The sequence below is a fragment of the Agarivorans sp. OAG1 genome (assembly GCF_037076485.1).
GTDB classification, from domain to species: domain Bacteria; phylum Pseudomonadota; class Gammaproteobacteria; order Enterobacterales; family Celerinatantimonadaceae; genus Agarivorans; species Agarivorans albus.
The window spans coordinates 3,686,160-3,708,342 of sequence record NZ_AP028990.1 but is presented as its reverse complement, the minus strand read 5'-3'; the positions used below and the strand labels follow the sequence as shown (position 1 = coordinate 3,708,342).

Here is a 22,183-nt window from a genome sequence, read left to right as displayed (position 1 = left end):
AGTGAGGGGATTGGGCTTGGCCAGCACTAGGCTGGCCAGCCTCAAAGGTTTATTGCTCGGTCAGCGAGACTTCATCAATGATGAAGTTGTTACCTGCATCCGGGCCGAAGAAGTACAGCTCGGCATTGATCAGGCTGCCACTCGCTTGAACGGTGAATTCGGCGCTTAGCTCTTGCCAGGCGGTAGTGCCTGATACCTGGCCGAGTTTGTGCCATACATGGCCGGTGTTATCTCGAGTCAGTAAGCGAGACTCAATCTTGGTGCTGCTACCAGAAACCATGCGTACCATGGCGCTGAGTTTATAGCTGCTGCCCACATTGAGCTTGCTGATGACGTCTTGCTTAGGACCGTGATACCAAGCGCTACGGTCTTTACTCAACAGCGCATAATTGCCGCTGTAAGCACTGGTGGTGGTAGTGGTGGTAGCGGAGTAGCCAGAAACCCAGCCGGTGCTGTTGCCACTTTCAAAGTCACCATTTACTAGCAGGTTTACTTCTGGCTCAGGAATTGGCGGTTCTTCACCACCGCCGTTGCCATCAATGGGTAGCAGGCGCAGTTGGTCTAGGCGAGTACCATCTTCACGCACGTATACGGTGATGGTGTTTTCACCTTCGTTTAGCTGGACTTCAAGGGTATCGGAAACACCACGAGAATTTACGTCCATCTCGTCATACGCTGCTGTAGCCAAAGTATCCCAGAGGTGGATCGTCCCGCCATTTACTTGCACCCAGAACGAGTCTGCACTTTGTGTTGGCGAGTAAGCCGTACCTTTTAGCTGGTAGCGACCTGCGCCAGTCGCAATAAAGGACATCTGAGCACGATTAGGGTTGCTAGCATTGCCCTCAAAATATTGGCCGTTGAGAACCGAATCAATATAACCACCGGCATTTGCCGCTGCGTCACTACCTTTGCGGAATAATCCCGATAGGGTAGCGCTTTCTGCCTCAATGGTGATGGGGCGGGGAATGCCGTCGTAACCACCGTTTTCACCGTCATCCTGACCACCATTACCTTCACCAATACGCACCAGGCGTAAACGGTCTAAACGGGTGCCATCTTCACGTACATAGACCACAATTTTGTGTTGGCCCGCTGAGATATCTATCTCAACTTGGTTAGCTTCGTTGCGGTAGTTAACGTCCATCTCTTCGTAGACTGAGCTGTTGGTGGTATCCCAAATCTGACGTGGGTTGTCGTTAACTTTGATGTAAAACGAATCGGCTTGATTGTTTGGCGCATAGGTGGTGCCTTTTAGCGCATACAGACCCGCTTTAAGTGCGGTAAAGCTAAGCTCGGCACGGTTGGCTTCAACGTTTTCGCCGTAGTAATTTCCTTGGTACTCGGAGTGAATATACTGACCAGCTGAAGCGGCGCTGTCGTTGCCTACCTTGAACAGACCGTAGAGTTGGGCATCTTCTGCTTCTATAATGATGTCGCTGTCATTGCCGCCACCGCCATTGTCGCCACCGAGCTCATTTTGTATTTGCGCTTTGGCCGAGCTAGAGATACTCCAACGCAGGGTATTCTCGAAGTATTGAGCTTGGTCGCTGCGGCTAGCACGGCTAACCATGCGATACCAGTTATCTCTAGCGCCTTGATGGTCGAAGCGATCGCGCAGTTTGGGGTTGTTTTCTATTTGTTGATATAAGCGCTGAACAAAAGCTTTGCCACCGAGATCGTCGTACCACTCAAGCAATACCGCTGACATTAGCGTATTAATGGTGCCATTGCGCCAAGGCAGTTTGCTGGTTGCCCAAACATTGTCAAAGTTATAGGCATTGTTGTTTAGGTACTTGTCTAGCTCGTCTTTGTGATCTTGGCGAAAGCGTGCATAGTCTTTACCGAAGTAGTGCAGCTCTACACCTAAGTCATCCACAATCCAAAACGCAGCGGCATTGTTGAAGCCGACTGTCCAATAACCGTAGTTAGAGTTATTGCCATCGCAGGCCCAGTCTATCCAAGCGTTCCAACCGTTGCTGCCACTCTTGTAGAAGTTACGGTTCATCTCATAGAGCCACACTTGGTCGATGCTGATATCACCCTGTTTGACTCGCTCATAAAAAGGGTTAAACAGGCCGCTACCAACAGAAAGGCCAAATACACCATGTGCTGCTAGGCCGCCGGCGCCATTGTTGTCTCTAGGAACTTGAATGGTGGGTAGACCTCTATAAGAGCCATTTAGAGGCAGATTACGTAGGCCGGTGAACTCTTCAAATGAGGCCTTAGACGCTGCCATCAACGCAACAATCTTCTCCATGGTTGCACGTTCATAAGTGCTTGCTGTTGCGCCCTCGATGGCGATAGCCATGTTATTGCTATACCAAACGGTAGCGGTACGGTTGCCTTGATTGGCAATGCCAAAATTGAAAGTGACGTTTTGATCTATGTTAATCGCCACACCGCCAGTGTAGCGAGCAGCTTGTAAGTAGCTAGAAAAGGAGAGGAGTAGGCAGCAGAAAATGATGCTGCGACACACTATATTGTTCATGTATTTCCCTATTGATTGTTAACACTTAACACCTTTTAGTTAGTCCATTAATTAGGTGTTTATTTACCAAACGGTCAAAAAGCTTGGCTTATTTGAATTAATATAATATTTATAAAATAACTAACAAATATCATTATAACTGATAAAAATTCATAATAATTATATAGATAGTTTAGTTTCATGGATTATGAAAACGATACCTAGCCAGTAGTTTTGTGGGTTCTTGTGTGATTATTTAGCGCTTAAGCTTTAAGTATATTTTTACGATTTTTCTGCGCTAGATCTCATATTTAAGCTTTTACTGATTATTTGGGGGAGAAATATTGAGTGATACGCAAGGCAAAAGAAGGATATTTGTTAACAGGGTTCTAAGAAGCTTTGGTTAAGCGATGACTAGTTTGTACCAAAGTGGGTTAGCTTAAGATAAGTGGTGTATGCATTTACTTGTTTCTAAAAAGGTAGCTAGTAAAGCCCTTGGTTGACATTAATCTAGATATCGATAAATATTAGTTTATGAGTATATTATTTAGCCAACTTTCAGCACGAATTATCATCATTCCATAGGAATGGTGGGTTTGCTGATATGCTTAAAATGTAGAAACCCGCCCTTGAGGCGGGTTTTCTATTTCTGCCTCTGGGGTATTTACTGTTAGGAGGTCATATGAAAAAAGTAGCGATATTTGGAAAACCAGGCAGCGGTAAGTCAACCTTAAGCAAGGGCTTGACCCAAGCAACTCATTTAGAGTTACACGCGTTAGACTCCATCTTATTCAAGCCTGATGGCAGCCAAATAGAGCGCGAAGTTTATGATCAAAAGCATCGCGCGATATTACATTCAGATAGCTGGATAATAGATGGCTTTGGGCCAATTTCTTCTTTTTATGAGCGCCTTGAGGCAGCTGATACACTTATTTATATCGATTTGCCTTATGCAGTGAGTTACTGGTTGGTGACTAAACGGCTACTAAAAGGCTTATTTGTTAAACCAGCTGGTTGGCCTAGTGGTAGCTCGGTGATTAAAGGATCGCTGCAAAGCTATAAAACCTTGAAGCTCTGCCCTAGGTTTTGGAATGATGATTTTATGCAGAAGCTGCAAACTATAGCTAAGGGCAAAAAGCTTTATGTGATTCGTTCAATAAAAGAGTTAAACCGCTTTGTTGAAGAAGTCTAAAAGTACCCTTTTAGCTGCTCATGTGTTTGATCACTTCATCGCCAAAGGCAGAGCAGCTTACTTCGGTTGCGTTGTCTATCATTCGGGCAAAGTCGTAAGTGACGGTTCGTGCGCCAATGGCACCGTCTACGCCTTGGCTAATCAGGTCGGCAGCTTCTATCCAACCGATGTGTTTTAGCATCATTTGCGCGCATAAAATAATAGAGCAGGGGTTTACTTTATCTTGGCCAGCTAAGCGTGGAACGGTGCCATGTGTGGGTTCAAAAAAGGCTACTTCGCTACTCATATTAGCGCCTGGGGCAATGCCAATTCCTCCCACATGGGCAGCTAATGCGTCGGCCAGTAAATCTCCATTTTGGTTCATGGTAGCTATTACATCGTAAAGCTCTGGGTGCAAGGTTACCTGCTGGAACATACTATCGGCAATAATGTCTTTGATCACTAGCGGGGCTTGGCCGTCTTGTCGCGGGATCTCTAACCAATAGCCGTTGCTGTGGGTTTGAGCGCCAAATTCTTCTTGGGCTAGTTGGTAGCCCCAATTCTTAAAGGCGCCTTCGGTAAATTTCATGATGTTACCCTTGTGCACTAGAGTAACGGAGTCGCGTTGGTGATCTATTGCGTATTGAATCGCATGGCGGATCAGCCGTTTTGAGCCTTGCTCGGAGATATGTTTTATCCCTATGCCACACTCTTCACTAAAGCGCATTTTGGTTACGCCCATTTCTTGTTGAAGGAAGTCGATTACTCGCTCTGCTCCTGGGCTACCAGCTTTCCATTCGATGCCGCTATATATGTCTTCAGAGTTTTCTCTAAACACTACCATGTCGGTTAGCTCGGGATTTTTAAGTGGTGAGGGCACCCCTTGAAACCAGCGGATCGGACGAATATTTACAAACAGATCCATCTCTTGACGCAGGGATATATTGAGCGAACGAAAGCCTCCGCCAATCGGTGTAGTAAGTGGCCCTTTAATGGCTACTTTATGTTCACGTATTGCACCCAATGTTTCTTGTGGAAACCAGTCGCCATCGTACATGTTGGCGGCCTTTTCTCCATTAAAGACTTCCATCCACATAATTTTTCGTTGTTGGCCATAGGCTTTGGCCACGGCGGCATCAACCACTTTTAACATCACTGGGGTGATGTCTACACCTACGCCATCACCTTCTATGTAGGTGATAATGGGTTTGTCGGGAACCTGTAATTCTTGCTGCTGGTTAAGGCTTATTTTCTCTCCGCCAGCGGGTACACGAATATGTTGATACGGCATGCATAGCCTAAAAGTAACGAGTGCTTAGTTTTACTTTACTTGGCTAGTTAAAGAGGGGCAACGCTATGTGTAGTAAGAAGTGACCTAGTGTGGATTTAAGCGAAAAGAAACGGCTAACTGCTGGTTTGGCAGCTAGCCTTACTCTCTATTTTAGTTCGTTTGCTACACCTTCAATGGCAGGTTTCTGGTCAAGGCTGCTGTTAAATAACAGTGGCCAATCATTGTGGCCGGTAAAGTGAGGGATCCAGCTATCAGCGTCACTTACACCCCAAACAGTAATGCCGCCGCGTAAATTAGCAGGTACGTTGTCGTAATAGGCTTTGATGATTTCTTGGTAACGTAATTTTTGCTCTTCGGCCATAGCGGCAGTAAAAGTATTTCGGTCACCGTTTGGATTCATTTTTATATCAAGCTCGGTTACTTTCACTTTCAGTCCTTTTGCCACAACTTTGGCAAAGGAAGTACCAATCACTTGAGCACTTGGCCAATCGTAGCTAACGTGCATTTGGAAGCCAATTCCATCAATGGGGATATCATCGGCAAGTAACTCATCGGCCATTCTTAGTACCGAGGCTAGCTTGGCTCCGTCGTCTTCGATGTTGTAATCGTTATAATAAAGCTCAGCACCAGAATCTGCAGCATGGGCCATTTTAAAGGCTTCAGGTATGTAGTCTTTCCCTAAGTTTTGGTACCAAGGGCTGCCATGGCCGCCGCTATTTGCATCGGTATCACGGTAGGTGGCATAACCGTTATCGTTATTGTCGTTAAACGCTTCGTTTACCACGTCCCAACTTACTACTCGGCCTTTAAAGTGATCGGCCACGGTGCTTACGTGGGTATCCATCATAGTGAGCCAGTCACCTTGATAGTTCTCCATCCAGCTAGGCATTTGTGAGTGCCACACTAAAGCATGAGCATGCACGGTAATATTGTTGTCGAGGGCCCAATCAACTAGGTTATCGGCATCCTGAAAGGTGAAATCGCCTTGGCGAGGCTGTATGTATGCCGATTTCATAATGTTTTCAGCGGTGATCTGATCAAAATGTTGAATAACAACATCCTGCAACTCTGGGCGTGTTTCAATACCGTTACTAAACTGGTCCTCGTATCCCGCTGGCACGGCCGCACCCATGTAGGTAGTGCTTAGTGCTTTTAGACTTTCTACTTGAGGTACTTCGATGGGTTCTCCTGAATCAGAACTTGAGCCTCCACAAGCGCTTAGGCCAATGCTTATAGCTGTAGAAAGTAGTGCTAATGGTAGTACACGCATAAATAATCCTTGATGTCTGTTAGCGCTAACAACGCAGGGGAGCAAGCAGTCATTTGCTTTAAGTCTGTGTTATTAAATCAGATTAAAGCGCTTTCATATGATTACCAAAAACACTAATCGTCTTATAGTAAATAGTTTTTGTGATCTAGGTTCTAACAGGGTGTGTTGATATTTATTGCTAATAAAATCAGTAGTGTAGAGTGGCGGGCTTAAGTTTATCTACTTGCACTGATTGAGCTTTACAACAAGCGAATATTGTTCAAATTAATTTTTCGTTGATTTTTCTTTATGCTGTTTATTGTGCGATTTTTGAAACTAATTTCTTAAAATTAACTTTATTTGTGATTTTTATCTTCAATATTACCATTTTTACTTGATTATATTTTTTACAGTTATTGCTGCTATTTTTGTGATCTGAATCTTTGGTAAGGTTTTCATGCGTGATATTGCTCTCAATAATTCGGTTTATTTGGAGTTATATTCTTTTCGCCTAGAGATAAATCCATTCGGGCAGAATAAAAATATAAAATAATTACTATTCCAGGAGTTTTTTAATGAATGTGAAAGCGCTTACATCAGCTGTGGCAATCGCACTTACTTGTTCCCCCCTCGTTAGCGCTGCAGGAGACGAGGTTAATTCTGAACAATTTCAACAGATTAAAGATTCTCAGCCAGTGGTTTTAGACCCTGAATTTGTTGTTGAAGAAGGCATTATCTTTTCAGGATATGCCCGATACGGCTTACATTATTCAGATGACTTTCAAAAGTATGTTCAAGCTGAAGGTGAGCTTGCTGGCCGTGCTGTTGGTCGTTTAGGTAACGAAACCAATGGTGGTGAATTCCAATTCGCTAAAGCATTTCAAAGTGAAAGTGGTGCTATTTGGGATGTAGTGCTGATGCTAGAAAACTGGTGGAAGTATGAATCTGAGCTCGAAAGTGGCGAAGAAATTAGTGAGTATGGCGATATTGCTCTTAAAAAATTCTACGCCGGCGCCACCAATATTTTTGCATCCCAGCCTAATGCGTATATTTGGGCGGGTCGAGATTTCCACCAACGTCCACAACAGGGTTTAAATGATTACTTTTGGATGAGCCACGATGGTCAAGGTGGTGGTATTTATAACCTTGAACTAGGTGATATGGCCAAGTTGGATTTCTCGGTAGTTGGCCAGGTTGATGGGCCGGGAGACAATGGTAACTATGCCTTAACATCTAAGCTGCATGCCCTGCAACTCGCCGACTCTGTTGCCTTGAGCTTTCTGTTTAACTATGGCTTTGAAAGCGACCAATATGATGACAATGGCGTAATTGAAAACAAAGACAAGATTAATGCCTACCACCTAGCTGCGGTGATTGACCAAAATTGGTCTAAAGGTCGTAATCAGTTTATTGCACGCTATGCAGATAATGCAGACACCAGCGTATTTAATAAAACTGAAGATTTAACCACATTGTATTTAAGCTTAGAAGGCGCGGTTAATTTTAGTGAGCAAGTAGCCCTAGAGTATTTAGGTGCCTACCACAACTACGATGCGAACTCGTCGGAAGATGACCGCACCAACTACAGTGCTATTGTTCGACCTATGTATAACTGGAACGATACACACTCTACGTGGTTAGAGGCTGGTTACTCGGTAGTGGATTACGATCAAGGCGGTAAAAACACGGCTTGGAAAGTGACTCTATCGCAAAACGTAACCATTAATGCCTTTGGTAACGCTCGTCCAATGTTACGTTTCTATGCCACTACTGGCCAAGCAGACAATCAAGTTCGCAGCAACGAAGCTATCGAAGCCAAGCAAGATACTTTGGCTTTAGGTGCTATGTTTGAGTCTTGGTGGTAAGGCGTTTTACTCATGCGTTATAGCTTCACTGGTTGAGGCTGTTGCATAATCAAAGGGCGTTGTTTACGCCCTTTATTTTGTTTGTAAGCCTTTAATAAATTCCCACCTAGTAATACTAATTTCTTCTTTAGCTAACGCCTCTATATCTAAATCACAACATTTCTGTTTAGAGTTTTATGCTGATTGGATTAAACGCCGTCTTTGCTTTTATGTTTTTTTGCATTAAACTTTTATCTCTATATTTTGCTGTTTATGTGTATTTTGATCTAATTTGAAGTCATTTAATGATATTTTACCCTCAATTATCTTAATTTATCGCTAACATTTAAATCGCAGTAAAAGCTTTTGTTTTTGTGATCTGTAGTTATTTTATTCTGCTTGTGCGTGATATTTGTCTCAATTTAATTTGACTCTCAAAATTATACTCAGGCTCGAAGGTGAGGTTCACTCGCCGGATAAACTAATAAAAAAAATTTATTCCATGGAGTTGTAAACATGAATATGAAAGCGCTTACAGTTGCGATGATGAGTGCCGGTATGGCATTTAGTGGTTCTGCTTTTGCGAAGGAAGAAGGCCTAAGTTACAACGGCTACGCCCGCATGGTTGCGGGTTTTAATACAGAAAAAAATAATAGTGAACATGAAGCTCAAGCTTATAACGCGGTACGAAATGGTATTGCAATTATTAAAGCTCCAAGCAGCCCGCAACAACCTGGTCGTATTGGTAACGAAGGTACCGGTATGGAGTTAGGTATTAATTATCACCAAAAGAGTGAAAATGCGGGTGATTGGGATATCTACTTTATGGCGGACGACGGCTATGGCTGGCAGCGTGATCACAATGATAGTACAACGTACAATTTAAGAATGGCTCAGGCGTTTGCCGGTGGTTCAAACTTGTTTGAAAGCCAGAAAGATATGTATGTGTGGGCAGGTAAACGCTTTAATGGCCGAGCTCAGTTTGGCTTAAATGATTACTTCTATTTCATGAATGACGGTGCCGGTGGTGGTTTCGACAACATGGATTTTGGTATGGCTAAATTTGATTTGGCAGTGGTATCTGGCGACAACGGTAATAACGGCCGTTACGCGGTAACCTCAAAGCTACACAGCATTGAAGTAGGCTCAGGTAGCATAGGCTTTAACTTTAACTATGGTTTTGGTGACCAATCTGATGAGCATGATCCAAAACACGTAACCTCTCTTCAAGCAGCGGCTTTTTACAAAGTGGGCTGGAGCATGGGTACTAACGAATTTGCTATTCGTTACAACGACAATGTGAGCGATAACAACTTGTTGGACGCCGGCCAAATTAAAGGTGACATTAATTCAACAGCATTTTACTGGTTTGGTAATTTAGGTCTAAGTGACTCGTTTGCTATTGATTATGGTTACAGCTTTGAACAATCTGATTTAGAAAACAACGATGAAAGCACCTGGAATCAGTTTGTTATTAAACCTCATTACCGTTGGTCTAATATCCACTCTACGTCGTTTGAGTTTGGTTACGACAGTGTAGATTTCAACGATAACCAAGACGAGAGTGCTTGGAAAGTCAGTATTCAGCAAAACATGTCGATGGGAAGCTTCTTATGGTCGCGCCCAGAGATTCGATTCTTTGTAACTCATGGTGAAGTGAAAGTGGGTGACAAAACAACACCGGCTACTAACGTAGGCATGATGTTCGACGCGTGGTGGTAATTATTACCACTTTTAATGGGCGATAGGGACAGAGCCTAATCTTGGAATTTTGGCGCAGCTTAGCTGCGCCCTTTTTGTTAGCGTAACTCGCGACGCAGAATCTTACCTACATTGGTTTTAGGTAGCTCTTCACGGTAAACAATGTCTTTTGGCATTTTGTAACCGGTAAGGTGTTTGCGGCAGTGCTTTTTAATTTCCTCTCGGCCAACCCGCGCATTACATACCACAAACAAGCGAATGCGTTCGCCACTCACATCGTCTGGAACGCCAACTGCTGCAGCCTCAACAATGGATGGGTGTAGCGTTGCAACTTCTTCAATCTCGCTAGGAAAGACGTTAAAGCCAGACACCAAAATCATGTCTTTTTTACGGTCTTCAATAAAGAAGTAGCCTTGTTCGTCCATGCGACCAATATCACCAGATTTAATCCACCCGTCTTTGGTGATAACGTTGGCGGTTTCTTCAGGTTGTTTCCAGTATCCCTGCATAACTTGCGGGCCTTTTATTTGTAGCTCACCTACGCCGCCCACATCTAGCTCGTTACCTTCTTCATCTACCACTCGAATTTGGGTGCTAGGCATCGGAACCCCAATAGAGGGGATAAAGGCTTGTTGTTGGTGGGTTCCTGCAGCCACAACTGGCGAACATTCGGTAAGCCCATAACCCTCAATAATTGGCATTTGGGTAAGCTCTTGCCATTGCTCGGCAATGTGCTTTTGGGTAGCCATGCCACCGGCAATGGTGAAACGTGCTTTCGAAAAATCTAGCTGCCTAAACCCGGCATGATTAAGCAAACCATTAAACAGCGTGTTTAAACCAAAAATCATGGTGAACGGGTACTTACGAAGATCGTTTACAAAGCTATTAAGATCACGTGGATTAGTAATTAATAAGTTTTTGCCACCAATATACAAGATGAACATCATGCTCACGGTGTTGGCGAAGATGTGGTAAAGCGGTAGCGGCGTTACCGCATGTTCTTGGTCTAATAAGGTGCGTGGGGCAAAGTGATAATAAACCTGAATCACGTTAGCCAGCACATTGCGGTGAGTTAACATCGCCCCTTTCGCCACACCAGTCGTGCCGCCGGTATATTGCAAATAAGCAATATCATCACCGCTAAGCTGCGGCTTTTGATAAGCCATGGTTTTGCCCTGAGTTAAGGCGCGACGCATTGATATGGCGCCAGGCAAGTTGTACTTAGGCACCATTTTTTTAACGTACTTAACCACAAAGTTAACTAGGGTGCGTTTGTGCACGGCTAGTTGGTCGCCAATACTGGTAAGAATTACATGTTTAACTTGGGTATCTTTTATCACTTGCTGCAGGCTGTTACCAAAGTTGGTTACGGCCACTATTGCGCTAGCTTCTGAGTCGCAAAGCTGGTGCTTTAATTCACGTGGCGTATACAGCGGATTCACATTGACTACCACTAAGCCTGCTCGCAAGGCGCCATAAAGTGCAATGGGGTATTGCAATACATTGGGCATCATTAAGGCGATACGCTCGCCAGCTTGCATGCCTAGTTCTTGTTGTAAATAAGCGGCAAAGGCCAGCGACTTTTGGTCTAGCTCTTGATAGGTGAGGCTTTTACCCATGTTGATAAAGGCGGTTTGTTTGGGAAATTGTTTGCAGCTGTGCTCAAACAATTCCAGCAAATTCTCAAATTGCTCTGTGCTTATTTCTGCGGGCACATCGTCTGGGTAGCTTTTTAACCAAGGTTGGTCTGATGAATTCATATTCTATCCTCACCCATTAGTTAGCACGAAAAGTCCTGTTTGGCGAACCAAGCGGTTTTACCAAGCAGATAATATGCTGTTTGGGGCTTATCTATTTTTGCCCGCAAGATTAGCTGATTGCGATAATAAACCCTAGCGTATTTTTGTGAATCGTTGAGCTAAATCATTAGCCAATTTCGCCAAGTAACCAGTTTTGTGGATAAAATGCAGATAAATGTCAGAATTGTTTGAAGGGAAAGAGGTTTAAGATTGGCGTGTATAGGTTTAAGCAACCTTATTATCGCTAATTAAATTTGATGTTTTTATCATTTAAATGCTCTTGAATGTAGCCTTGTTTTTACTAATGTTATACAAGGAACGGCAAAAGGAACCGCCAGTGTTACGACTACTCACATTGTTTTTTAGCAGCTTATTGTGCGCAACTGTTCAAGCCACCTGCGAACAGATTCGCGTGAACGGTGAGCATAATTGGTTTGACGTGTCATACAGAGTTAATGCTCAAGCTCCCTTGCAAGGCTTAGCGGTCGACTTGGCAAATCGCGTTTTTGCCGAAGTAGGCATTGATGTTGAGTATCAAACAATGGTGCCTTGGAAGCGGCAGTTTTTGCAGTTGGAAACGGGTGATTTAGATGTGGTTATTGCTGCTTTTTATAATCAACAACGTGGTAGTAAGTTTGTATTTAGCGAAGCGGTAGGCGTGGAGTACAGCACTGCTTTTATTCATAAAGAGCAAAGTGCTGCTTTTAGTGGCTTAGAAAGCTTAGAGGGCAAGCGTGGTATACAAATGCTGGGCAGTAGCTTTGGTGACCAGTTTGATAGCTATGCCAAGCAAAATCTTACTATTTCTACAATGGATGACCTAGATAGAGCGATTAAGCTGATTGCCTTAAAAAGAGCTGACTATTTGCTATATGCCACCCATGGGGGCAGGCTAAAAATTGCTGATACAGAATATGCCGATGTATTGGTGGATATGCAGCCTAGTATTAGTGAGCAGAACATCTATATGGTGATGTCTAAATCTTCTCCCTGCTTAGAGCATTTAGATGAAATTAATCGGGCTATTAGGCGCAACCGAGACGACTTTTAGCGGTTACCTTGCCAATAAAAAAGCAAGCCCTAAGGCTTGCTTTTTAGTGAGGTAAATAGCGAAGGCTTAAACCTCTTCTATTTCTTCTAATTTTGTAGAGCCACCATGGTGTGTTTCGCGGCGACGCTGAATCATCGCGTAAAAACCAGGAATTAAGAAGGTGCCTACTAGTAATACACACAGCAATCCACCTACCAGCGATATTCCCAAAGAGTTTTGGCTAATATGGCCTGCGCCATTCGCTAACACCAGTGGGATCATGCCAAAGATAAACGACCAAGAGGTCATGTTTACCGCTCTAAAGCGCAAGGTGCCGCCGGTTACTGCCGCTTGATTGATGGGCATGTCCTTGTCTTCACGTTGCATTCGAGCAAACTCAACAATCAAAATGGCATTTTTGGCGGCCAGGGCAATCAGCAGTACTAAGCCTATTTGCGCATATAAGTTCATTGGCAAACCAGCAATGGCTAAGGCAACAAAAGAACCTAAAGTGGCTACCGGCACTACCAAGATAATGGCAAGCGGAATCGTCCAGCTTTCGTATTGTGCCACCATAAACAGGTAGATGAATAGCAGTGCTAAGGCAAAGGCGTATATGGCCATATTACCCGCTTGGATCTCTTGGTAAGCCATGCCTGTCCATTCATATTGGTAACCATTTGGCAGCTCTTCAGCAGCTATTCGTTCCATTGCTGCAATGGCGTCACCAGATGAGTAACCCGGCGCTGGTTGGCCTTGCAGTACTGCGCTGCGGTACAGGTTGTAACGCCAGGCAACGTCGGGTGCAAACTGCTGTTCAATAGTAACCAAGGTGCTCAGTGGCACCATATCACCGCTCATGCTTCGAACATGAAACTGACCAAGGTTATCTAGGCGGCTACGGTATTCATCCTCTGCCTGCATGGTAACTCGGAAGTTTTTACCATAGAGGGTAAAATCGTTCACATATAACGAGCCAAGGTTAGCTTGTAAAGTTGTAAACAAATCTCCAAGTGGCACGCCTAGTTGTTTGGCTTTGCTGCGGTCGATGTCTACATAAAAGTGCGGTACGTCGGCTCGGAAAGTACTAAAAGCACTGCCAATTTCTGGTGCTGCATTGGCCTTAATAGTGATGTCTTGCATCACCTGGGCCAGGTCGCTGCGCGAGCGGCCTAAGCCATCTTGCAGCACAAACTCAAAGCCTGAAGCGGTGCCCATGCCAGGAACAGCAGGTGGGCCAAAGGCGAAGATCATTGCATCTTGAATTCGCCCATAGGCTTGTTCATTAATACGCTGGCTAATCGCAAAAGAGCTGTGATCGCCCGCTAGATCGTTGCGCTCGTCCCAGTGTTTTAGTTTTACAAACATGGTGGCAGCATTTGACTGAATAGCCCCAGCCAACAAGCCGTAGCCGTTAGCTAAACTCACTGCTTCTACGCCAGGTTCTTCAAGGATAATGTCATTGAGACGCTGAGAGACCTCCGCTGTGCGGCTAAGTGAAGCTGAGTCGGGCAACTGCACGTTAACCAGCAATACGCCTTTATCTTCTTGCGGAACAAACGCTTTAGACGTGTTGTGGTTCATCCACGCTACAGCAGCAATGGCCAAGCAGAAGAATACCACTAATGCTGCACTGCGCCTTACCAACATGCCGGCAGCTTGTCCGTAACGGGTGGTGATTGCCACTAAACCGCGGTTAAACAGTGCAAACCAACGCGCTTGCTTTTGTTTACCGCGCTTTAATACCAAGGAACAAATCGCCGGTGAAAGGGTTAAGGCGTTGATTGAGGAAATAACCACCGAGATACAAATGGTAATGGCAAATTGACGATACATTACCCCGGTAATTCCTGGCAGCATAGCAACCGGTAAGAACACCGCTAGCAATACCAAGGTGGAGGAAATAATCGGCCCAGTTACTTCGCGCATGGCTTTTAAGGTGGCTTGGCGTGGTGTGAGTTCTGGGTGGGCCGACAGTTTACTGTCGACGTTTTCAATTACCAGAATCGCGTCATCCACTACAATACCAATAGCTAAAATTAAGCCAAATAAGGTAATGGTGTTAATGGTAAAGCCGGTTGCCAACATAATGGCAAAGGTGCCGATCAACGATACCGGAATAGCCACTACCGGTATTAGCGTTGAACGCCAACTTCCTAAGAATAGGTAGGTAACTAAAATTACCAGCAAAATAGCTTCAATTAGGGTTTTAATTACACCTTTGACCGACTCTTCCACAAATAAGGTGGTGTCGTAGGCAATTTCGTAATCCATTTTCTCTGGCATATTGGCTTTAAGTTGGCCCATTAAAGCCATTACTGCTTCGCCACTTTCTAAAGCGTTAGCGCCAGTTTGCAAGGATAAAATCACTGATACCGAAGGTTGGTCCCTAAACTCGCCAAAAGCGGCATAACCACGTTTACCTAACTCTACCCGGGCTACGTCTTTCAAATATATTTTTGAGCCATCGGCATTGGCGACTAATAGAATGTTTTCAAAATCTTCTACGGTATCTAAGCGGCCTTTGGTGAGCAGGCTAAATTGCACGTCGTTGTTAGCTTGGTAGGGCGGCGCACCAATAGAACCCACAGCCACTTGCACGTTTTGCTCGGCTAAACTGGCGCGAATATCACTGGTAGTTAAGTTAAGGTTGGCAAGCTTTAAAGGATCTAACCAAACTCGCATCGAGTATTCAGCTGAGCTGATTACTCGCACATCACTAATGCCTTTTACGCGAGCGAGTTGGTCTTCAATGTTTAGCGTGACGTAGTTATTTAAGAAGGTATCGTCGTAGTGGCCGTCTGGAGAATAAAAGTTAAGCACCATTAATAGGTCTGGTGAACGTTTACGTACGGTTACACCCACTTGGCGCACTTCTGGTGGCAACTTAGATTCAATTTGAGTAACCCGGTTTTGCACATTAATTTGTGCCATGTCGGGGTCGGTACCAATATCAAAGGTTACCGTTAGTGAATAAGAGCCGTCGTTAGCGCTTTTGGAGTTCATGTATAACATGTCTTCCACGCCATTCACCGAGCTCTCAATCACTTCGGCGACGGCTTCTTCTACGGTTTCGGCGCTGGCACCAGTGTAGTAAGCGGAAACACTTACCGAAGGCGGGCTAATTTGAGGATATTCGGCCACTGGCAAAACCATTAGGGCAATAGCCCCTGCCAACGACAATAAGATAGAAATTACCAAAGCAAACTTTGGCCTTTGAATAAAAAAGCGACTAAGCATAGTGACTAATTACCTTATCCTTGCTGCTTTTCAACAACTTGTACTGGGTGACCATGGCGTACACGTTGTAAGCCAGCAGTGATGATCTGCTCGTTACCTTGCAAACCTTTATGTATCACAACGCCTTGCTCTAGCACTGGGCCTATGGTGACATTACGACGCTCTGCTTTGTTGTCTTCGCCCACTAACATGACAAATTCGCCCTCTAAATCACTTTGTACTGCGCGACGAGGAATCACTGTTGCTTCAACTAATGCGGTGCTGGTAAGGCCTATTTCTACATACTGACCGGGCAAAAGCTGCTGTTGCGGGTTGTCGAACTGAGCACTGATATTAATAGTACCGGTTTGTAAATCAATTCGGTTGTCGATGAAATCTAAACGGCCTTTATTGGGGTAACTACGGTTATCGCTAATTACCAAATCAACGATGGTATCGTCGGTTTGTGCGCTTGAGTGTGCGTCTACATGATCAAGCCCCATTGCTAGGCGCTCGCGCTCCGATACACGAAAACTGGCACGAATTGGATTTAAGCTCACAAGGTTAGTTAACGCGCCGCTAGTCATAGTGATTAAGTCACCTTTACTTACTTCACTTTGGCCAATTCGCCCATCAAAAGGGGCAACAATGCTGGTGTGTTTTAAATCGACTAAGCTGGCGTTAAGTTCTGCTTCTGCGGCTTCTAACTGAGCTTCGGCAGAGAGCTTTTCTGCGGTTAAGCGGTCAAACTCTGAGCGGCTAATATTATTCTTTGGCAATAAACGTTCGCCACGTTGCCAGTTTATCTCGGCATTGGTTAGTGCTGCCTTAGCTTTTGCGAGTGAGGCTTTGGCTTGAGCAACTGCAGCTTGGTAGCGGGTAGGGTCAATTTCATAAAGCAGTTGTCCGCGTTTTACCATCTGGCCATCTTCAAAGTGACGTTTTACCAAGTAGCCACTTACTTGTGCGCGAATATCTACATCTTGATAAGCCTCAATGCGACCAACAAATTGCTGGGAAGGCGCGTATTGAAGATTTTGTGCCAATTCAGTGTTAACTAAGCTGGCGGGTATCTGGGCGGCAGACTCGGTAGAAGAGTTGCACGCACTGAGCAAAACTAATGCTGCGGCAGTCACAAGCATACGAAGACGGGTGGAAAACATGAAACTATCCTCAAACTATACAATGGTGCGGAACAAGTTGCCGAAAGAGCCGAGAGCTCCCTGCATTGGTATAGTTGGCGGATGCTAACTAGAACGCGATCCTTGCGAAACGCCTTTCTGACGCCTTTATTTTTAGTAATTACTAAAAATAAGTAGGGGCTAAATATACACCCATATTTACTAAAGGTAGCCTCAGTAATACCGAGTTTAAGCTTCGGGATTTGTCCGCAAGTTTGATGTTTGCTTGATGCTTTATCTGGTGAGTGAAGAATAAAGCAGCTTATTAGTGTTTGATTTCTCTATAAAAGCTATTTATGAAATGGATAAAGCACAGCATTGGGCTTGGCTTTACGCTATTATCTAGCCAAATTTTAGAGCGCGTAGAGGGCATGATGGCACGCCAAGTGACATACAAATATAAACGTCAAACCAAGGTCATAAATTTTTCTTTTGATAAATATCATGACGTACATGAAGCAGTAGCGGCAGCTGAAGGTGTTGATATTTCTTCATTTTTAACTATGGAGAAACAGTTAGCTATGTCTACTAGAGACAAGGCTACCTTGAAAGAATACCGAGCAAAAGAGTTCCAGCGTTTGGGCTTTAGCGATATTCGCTTCTTAAAAGACGAAGAGAAAGAAGCCAAATAGTGATTTAGTGCTTGAAAGCGCTTTTCTATAAAGTGCCCCTATATTTAACAGGGTTTTTTATTAAGCTAGCTTGATAAACAACAGGGAATGTTAAATATGTCTGAATCTATCCACTTCTTAGCGCTAGTTGATGAGCTTTCGGCGCTTGCACAAGTTGATGCCATTTTACTCGCGGGCTCAAGAGCTAGCGGCCTTTCTGATAGCTATTCTGACTACGATGTATATGTTTATTTAAATGCCCCCTTGGCGGCTGAAACACGTCAAAAGCTAGTGGCAAAACATTGTCAGTATCTTGAGTTGAATAATCAGTTTTGGGAAACCGAAGACGACGGTGTATTGCTCGACGGAATAGAGATTGAACTCATCTATCGAGACTTTTCCTTCTTGGAAAATGAGCTGCATTACTTAGTGGAACGCCATCAAGCCAAGGTGGGTTATAGTTCCTGCTTTTGGGCAAACTTGCTGGATTCAAAAATCCTTTACGATGCTAACGGTCAAGCCAAGCGTTTACAGCAACGTTTTGATGTGGCTTATCCCAGCGCACTGCAACAAGCAATCGTAAATAAAAATGCGCCTTTACTTATGCAGCAAATGCCCGCTTACTACTTTCAATTAGCCAAGGCCTTAAAGCGCCAAGACCGAGTTAGCTTAAATCACCGTTGTGCAGAGTTTTTAGCCAGCTATTTCGACATTCTGTTTGCTATTAATGAGCTGCCGCATCCTGGAGAGAAGCGCATGCTTGAGTACGCTGAGCTGCACTGCAATATTTGCCCAGACCAGCTAGCTGAAAATGTCGAACGTTTGCTGGCTGAGGTGGGGCAAGCAGCAGACAGTTTATTAGATACAGTGAGTTTGCTGACCGAAACCTTGCAGCAGGTGGTAACTACTCGAACATCCTTAAGCTGGCCTGCTAAGGATTAGCAGATAAAAGCTAAGCTACATTGGTCTACCTCTATTGATTAAAATAATATTTAATGTGAAGGTAGCGCAACTCATAATAGTAAAAACAAGGATGTATTGATGCTAACAAGCCGTAAAGCCGCAGGTGGTTTACTCGCGCTAACTCTATTCTCAGGCGCTTCTTTTGCAAGCTCCGATCTAGCCGTTCCCTATGTTGTAGGGGGGGAAGATGCCCCTAAAGGTGCTTATCCGTGGATGGCTCAACTTAAAGCGGGTAGCAGCCACTGTGGTGCTGTGTTAATTGATGAGCAATGGCTGTTAAGTGCCGCGCATTGTACTTTCGATCAATATGAAGAAGGGCAGCATACTCAAGCTGAAGATATCATCGCTTTTATTGGCGAAGATGAATTCAATTATTCTTATGATGACGGTTTGCCGATGGCAGAGGTATGCCAACATCCAGATTACGTTGATTTTGATAACACTGAGGAAGGCAAGATTATTGGAGACTATGATCTAGTGTTGATACGTTTAGCTGACGCTACTTCAATTACGCCAATAACGATTAATCAAAGTGCCATTTTTGACCAATACTCTCCTGGTTTTGGCCTTCGAGTAATTGGTTACGGCCGAGTAAACAATGATGCTGATAACCCCGAATATCTTGATGAGCTTCAACAAGCCGATCTCTCTTTAACATCGGCCTCAGAATGTAGCCAGTTTTATGGCGCGGAGTGGTTAAGCGACCAAATGTTTTGTGCGGATAGTGATATCGCCGATTCATGTTCTGGCGACAGTGGTGGTCCACTGTTTATTGACGAAGGGACCCAATACAAGCTGGCAGGCATTGTTAGCTGGGGAACACGCAGTTGTGCTAATGCGCCTGGGGTTTACGCAGATGTTGGCAAATTGTCAGGCTGGATTAACCAAGTAATCCAAGCCAGCGAAGCAGAGCGAGCAGACCCAAGTTTGTGCTCTCAATTAGCTGCTGTTCCTCGGCCTAGCTCTGGTGGTGGAGGGGCTGCTGGCGGTCTAGGTTTAATTGCTTTGCTGGTGTTACGCCGCTTTAGAAAAGCTAAAAATTAGATTTTTCAATTAGTTAATTAACGGAATAATTCTTCCGTTAAATTGTTTAAAAAATCCTCATGCATCGGCGGGCGTTTTCTGGTAGATTACGCCCGCATTTTTATATGCCACTAACAAGCTGTCTCATGGAGTGCTGTTAAACAGTTGAGAACGTCCACCCCAAGGATTGGGCCAGCAATTTGGACGAACATTTTTGCTTGTTAATGAGAATTTTATGCAAAGTATTTTTGCCGATATCGTTGGACTACTTGGTACTGCCTTAGTGGTAGGTTCGTTTTTTCTATTACAGTTAGAGCGTTTAAACCCCAAGCAACTTGCCTACAACCTAATGAACTTAAGCGGTGCTATTTTACTGCTAATTAGTTTGTGCATTAATTTTAACCTAGCTAGCTTTGTTATTGAGCTATTCTGGATTGGCGCATCAGTGGTAGGTATAGTTAAGTACTTCAAACGAGAGCCTGCTGTCGCTCAAGCATAGTTTAAAATGACTTCGCGATAATTTAAGAGCTATCGCCTTTATTCGATGGTGATAGTTCTTAATAAACGATTGAAACTTTGTTTTTCCCTCCTGTAACTTACTCTGATACTTCCCGTTCAATTTGGTTAACTAAGCGCTGGCATATAAGCAACGAAAAGTGGCCTCTATGTGATAGCTGCCATCGAGGTTCTCAAATGGCGACAAGGCCTTACGATGCGCTTTGTCTAACGCATGATGACTAGTATTTTCAATGGCTTTTGCTGCAACTCCAGATGAGGCTAAGCCGCGCAAGGCTGTTTCTAAATCAGCGTATTGCCAGGGGGACTCAACGTCGAAGATGTCGATAGGTTTTAGTCCAGACTTAAGGGCGAATTCACGCAATAAGGTTTTGTTGGATAGGGCAAAAGGCCCCGGAGCGCCTTTGGGAGGTGCTGGTAACAACGGCTTTAAGGCTGCCACTAAGGAGGCCGCTTGCATTCCTTCTGGTTCACCCCAAGTCATAATTATTACCTTGGCGCCAGGCTTGGCAACGCGTTTGGCTTCGCTCAAGGCTGCAACAGGATCCCCCGCATATTGAAATGAGTTAAAGCCGGTAATACAAGAAAAACTGTCATCTTTAAATGGCAGCGTTTCTATATCAGACACATGAAACGATCCGTTTGGAGAGCGCTTCTCGGCGATTTCTATTAAGGCTTGTGAAGCATCAACCCCATGCACTGTTGCGCCTTGTTCGCTGGCCAAAGCGGCGGCCATGCCAGAGCCACATCCAACGTCTAAATAGTAGCTGGTCTCGTTGATGGCCAGTTTATCAAATGCTGCTAGATATACCGGGCGACAGGTTTGCTCTTGAATATTGGCCCAGTCTTGAGATGACAATCCCCATAAGCGGCCATTAGCCTTACCAGTTGTTGCGTGTTGGTGAGTATTCATCTCAAACTCCGTCATTTAACCTGCTTAGACTTTAGTCTAGTGCGCTAGTCTTACAGTTAAACAAAGCGATAACGACAGAGGCTTGTGCAGCATTATCTTTACAGGTATGGCTTTAGGTGGTTTGGCTGATTATGCCATAGAGGGCAGTGGATACTGGGTTTTCGGGCATCAATGTTAGGCGAACCTCTCGCAACAAATTTTCGACTAGAGCGATAAGTTTGACGACTTTGGCTGCACAAATGAGCAAAAGCTTTGTATGCTAGAGCGACTAAAAATAGGGCCTTTACTTATATGAATCAAATACATCCTCAATTAGCGCCAATTTGTGATTACCTTGAGCAACAATTGCTTGGCAAACCCAAAGCAGTGCGTTTGGCTTTGAGTTGTTTATTGGCCTCTGGCCATTTGCTGATTGAAGATCTGCCGGGTGCTGGGAAAACCAGTTTAGCTAAATGGCTTGCTGCTGGTTTTGGTTTGAGTTTTCAGCGAATTCAATTTACTAGCGATTTATTGCCTGCTGATATTATCGGTGTGTCGGTATTTGAACCGCCTACTCAGCAGTTTAAGTTTCATCCTGGGCCTATTTTTCACCATCTAGTTTTGGCTGATGAGCTTAATCGCGCCAGCCCTCGCACCCAAAGTGCTTTGCTCGAAGCCATGGAAGAGCAGCAAGTGAGTACCGATGGCGAGAGTTACCCTTTAAAAGCGCCGTTCTTTGTTATTGCCACGCAAAACCCACGTGAGCAACTTGGAACCTTCGACTTACCCGAGTCTCAGTTAGATCGCTTTGCCATGCGTTTAAGCATTGGCTTTCCGGATTTAGATTCAGAAATGGCAATGCTTAAGCGAGGCAATCAGACCAGCCAATCTTTAGCGGCACTTTCTGTAGAGCAACTGTTGGAGTTGCAACAGCAAGTGAACGCACTGCATTGCAGCGATGCTTTGTTAGATTATTTATTGCGTTTGGTGCACTGCAGCCGAGTGCTGGAAGGGGCTAGTCCTTTGTCGCCGCGTTGCAGCTTAACCTTACTTGCTTGCGCCAAGGCGTGGGCATTTGTTCATCATAAGCAGCACGTTTCTCCAGAGGATGTGCAAGCGGTGTTTAGTGCGGTGAGTGCTCACCGTTTAGGGCGAGGAGATAGCGGTGAAGCCTATGCCAAGCAAATATTGGCCGAAGTAGACCCCTATAGTGATTTAACTTAGGC

General features: G+C 44.6%; 16 protein-coding genes. 9 read left to right on the top strand and 7 right to left on the bottom strand.

Annotated features, from left to right (window positions below; translation table 11 throughout):
- Positions 1 to 49 precede the first annotated feature (49 nt).
- A complete protein-coding gene (locus OAG1_RS16880) occupies positions 50 to 2,488 on the bottom strand; it encodes a carbohydrate binding domain-containing protein (RefSeq protein ID WP_338622103.1) in 2,439 nt (812 codons plus the stop codon).
- Between the two features lie 661 nt (positions 2,489 to 3,149).
- On the opposite strand from OAG1_RS16880, the gene OAG1_RS16875 reads away from it, so the two are divergent.
- The gene (locus OAG1_RS16875; RefSeq protein ID WP_338622102.1) at positions 3,150 to 3,659 is read left to right on the top strand and encodes an adenylate kinase; all 510 of its coding nucleotides are present in this window, start codon (positions 3,150 to 3,152) and stop codon (positions 3,657 to 3,659) included.
- A gap of 10 nt (positions 3,660 to 3,669) precedes the next feature.
- Here the strand turns inward: OAG1_RS16875 and icd are convergent, their stop codons facing one another.
- Together icd and OAG1_RS16865 are read right to left on the bottom strand one after the other, a co-directional pair.
- Positions 3,670 to 4,929 carry an NADP-dependent isocitrate dehydrogenase gene (gene icd, locus OAG1_RS16870; protein ID WP_338622101.1) on the bottom strand — a complete coding sequence of 420 codons (1,260 nt, stop codon included), beginning with the start codon at positions 4,927 to 4,929 and terminating at the stop codon, positions 3,670 to 3,672.
- Positions 4,930 to 5,074: 145 nt separating this feature from the next.
- Complete coding sequence (locus OAG1_RS16865; protein WP_338622100.1) at positions 5,075 to 6,199, bottom strand: endo-1,4-beta-xylanase; 1,125 nt, start codon at positions 6,197 to 6,199, stop codon at positions 5,075 to 5,077.
- 554 nt (positions 6,200 to 6,753) lie between these two features.
- Between OAG1_RS16865 and OAG1_RS16860 the strand changes: the two genes are divergently transcribed.
- Together OAG1_RS16860 and OAG1_RS16855 are read left to right on the top strand one after the other, a co-directional pair.
- Entirely contained in the window at positions 6,754 to 8,043 is a 1,290-nt protein-coding gene (locus tag OAG1_RS16860) for a carbohydrate porin (protein ID WP_338622099.1), read from the top strand.
- A gap of 495 nt (positions 8,044 to 8,538) precedes the next feature.
- Complete coding sequence (locus tag OAG1_RS16855) at positions 8,539 to 9,744, top strand: carbohydrate porin (RefSeq protein WP_338622098.1); 1,206 nt, start codon at positions 8,539 to 8,541, stop codon at positions 9,742 to 9,744.
- A 77-nt stretch (positions 9,745 to 9,821) separates the two neighbouring features.
- Here OAG1_RS16855 and OAG1_RS16850 read toward each other — a convergent pair whose 3' ends face one another.
- Positions 9,822 to 11,483: a long-chain-fatty-acid--CoA ligase gene (locus OAG1_RS16850; RefSeq protein ID WP_016400406.1), complete on the bottom strand. Its 1,662-nt coding sequence runs from the start codon at positions 11,481 to 11,483 to the stop codon at positions 9,822 to 9,824.
- A 376-nt stretch (positions 11,484 to 11,859) separates the two neighbouring features.
- Between OAG1_RS16850 and OAG1_RS16845 the strand changes: the two genes are divergently transcribed.
- Positions 11,860 to 12,573: a transporter substrate-binding domain-containing protein gene (locus OAG1_RS16845; RefSeq protein WP_338622097.1), complete on the top strand. Its 714-nt coding sequence runs from the start codon at positions 11,860 to 11,862 to the stop codon at positions 12,571 to 12,573.
- A 66-nt stretch (positions 12,574 to 12,639) separates the two neighbouring features.
- Here the strand turns inward: OAG1_RS16845 and OAG1_RS16840 are convergent, their stop codons facing one another.
- Complete coding sequence (locus OAG1_RS16840) at positions 12,640 to 15,792, bottom strand: multidrug efflux RND transporter permease subunit (protein WP_338622096.1); 3,153 nt, start codon at positions 15,790 to 15,792, stop codon at positions 12,640 to 12,642.
- A 14-nt stretch (positions 15,793 to 15,806) separates the two neighbouring features.
- On the bottom strand, positions 15,807 to 16,934 hold the full coding sequence (locus OAG1_RS16835) for an efflux RND transporter periplasmic adaptor subunit (RefSeq protein ID WP_338622095.1): 1,128 nt from the start codon (positions 16,932 to 16,934) through the stop codon (positions 15,807 to 15,809).
- A 392-nt stretch (positions 16,935 to 17,326) separates the two neighbouring features.
- Here OAG1_RS16835 and OAG1_RS16830 point away from each other — a divergent pair, with 392 nt between their 5' ends.
- The 4 genes from OAG1_RS16830 to OAG1_RS16815 all read left to right on the top strand — a co-directional run bounded on the left by OAG1_RS16830 (position 17,327) and on the right by OAG1_RS16815 (position 20,048).
- Positions 17,327 to 17,584, top strand: a complete 258-nt coding sequence (locus OAG1_RS16830; protein WP_338626435.1) for a DUF2960 domain-containing protein — start codon at positions 17,327 to 17,329, stop codon at positions 17,582 to 17,584.
- Positions 17,585 to 17,680: 96 nt separating this feature from the next.
- Positions 17,681 to 18,505, top strand: coding sequence for a DUF4037 domain-containing protein (locus OAG1_RS16825; RefSeq protein ID WP_338622094.1), 825 nt, complete (start codon positions 17,681 to 17,683; stop codon positions 18,503 to 18,505).
- Between the two features lie 99 nt (positions 18,506 to 18,604).
- On the top strand, positions 18,605 to 19,570 hold the full coding sequence (locus tag OAG1_RS16820) for a serine protease (protein ID WP_338622093.1): 966 nt from the start codon (positions 18,605 to 18,607) through the stop codon (positions 19,568 to 19,570).
- A 214-nt stretch (positions 19,571 to 19,784) separates the two neighbouring features.
- Entirely contained in the window at positions 19,785 to 20,048 is a 264-nt protein-coding gene (locus OAG1_RS16815; RefSeq protein ID WP_016400397.1) for a hypothetical protein, read from the top strand.
- A 129-nt stretch (positions 20,049 to 20,177) separates the two neighbouring features.
- Here the strand turns inward: OAG1_RS16815 and OAG1_RS16810 are convergent, their stop codons facing one another.
- Positions 20,178 to 20,993 carry a class I SAM-dependent methyltransferase gene (locus OAG1_RS16810; protein WP_338622092.1) on the bottom strand — a complete coding sequence of 272 codons (816 nt, stop codon included), beginning with the start codon at positions 20,991 to 20,993 and terminating at the stop codon, positions 20,178 to 20,180.
- A 276-nt stretch (positions 20,994 to 21,269) separates the two neighbouring features.
- Between OAG1_RS16810 and OAG1_RS16805 the strand changes: the two genes are divergently transcribed.
- Complete coding sequence (locus OAG1_RS16805; RefSeq protein WP_016400395.1) at positions 21,270 to 22,181, top strand: MoxR family ATPase; 912 nt, start codon at positions 21,270 to 21,272, stop codon at positions 22,179 to 22,181.
- Positions 22,182 to 22,183: the final 2 nt, after the last annotated feature.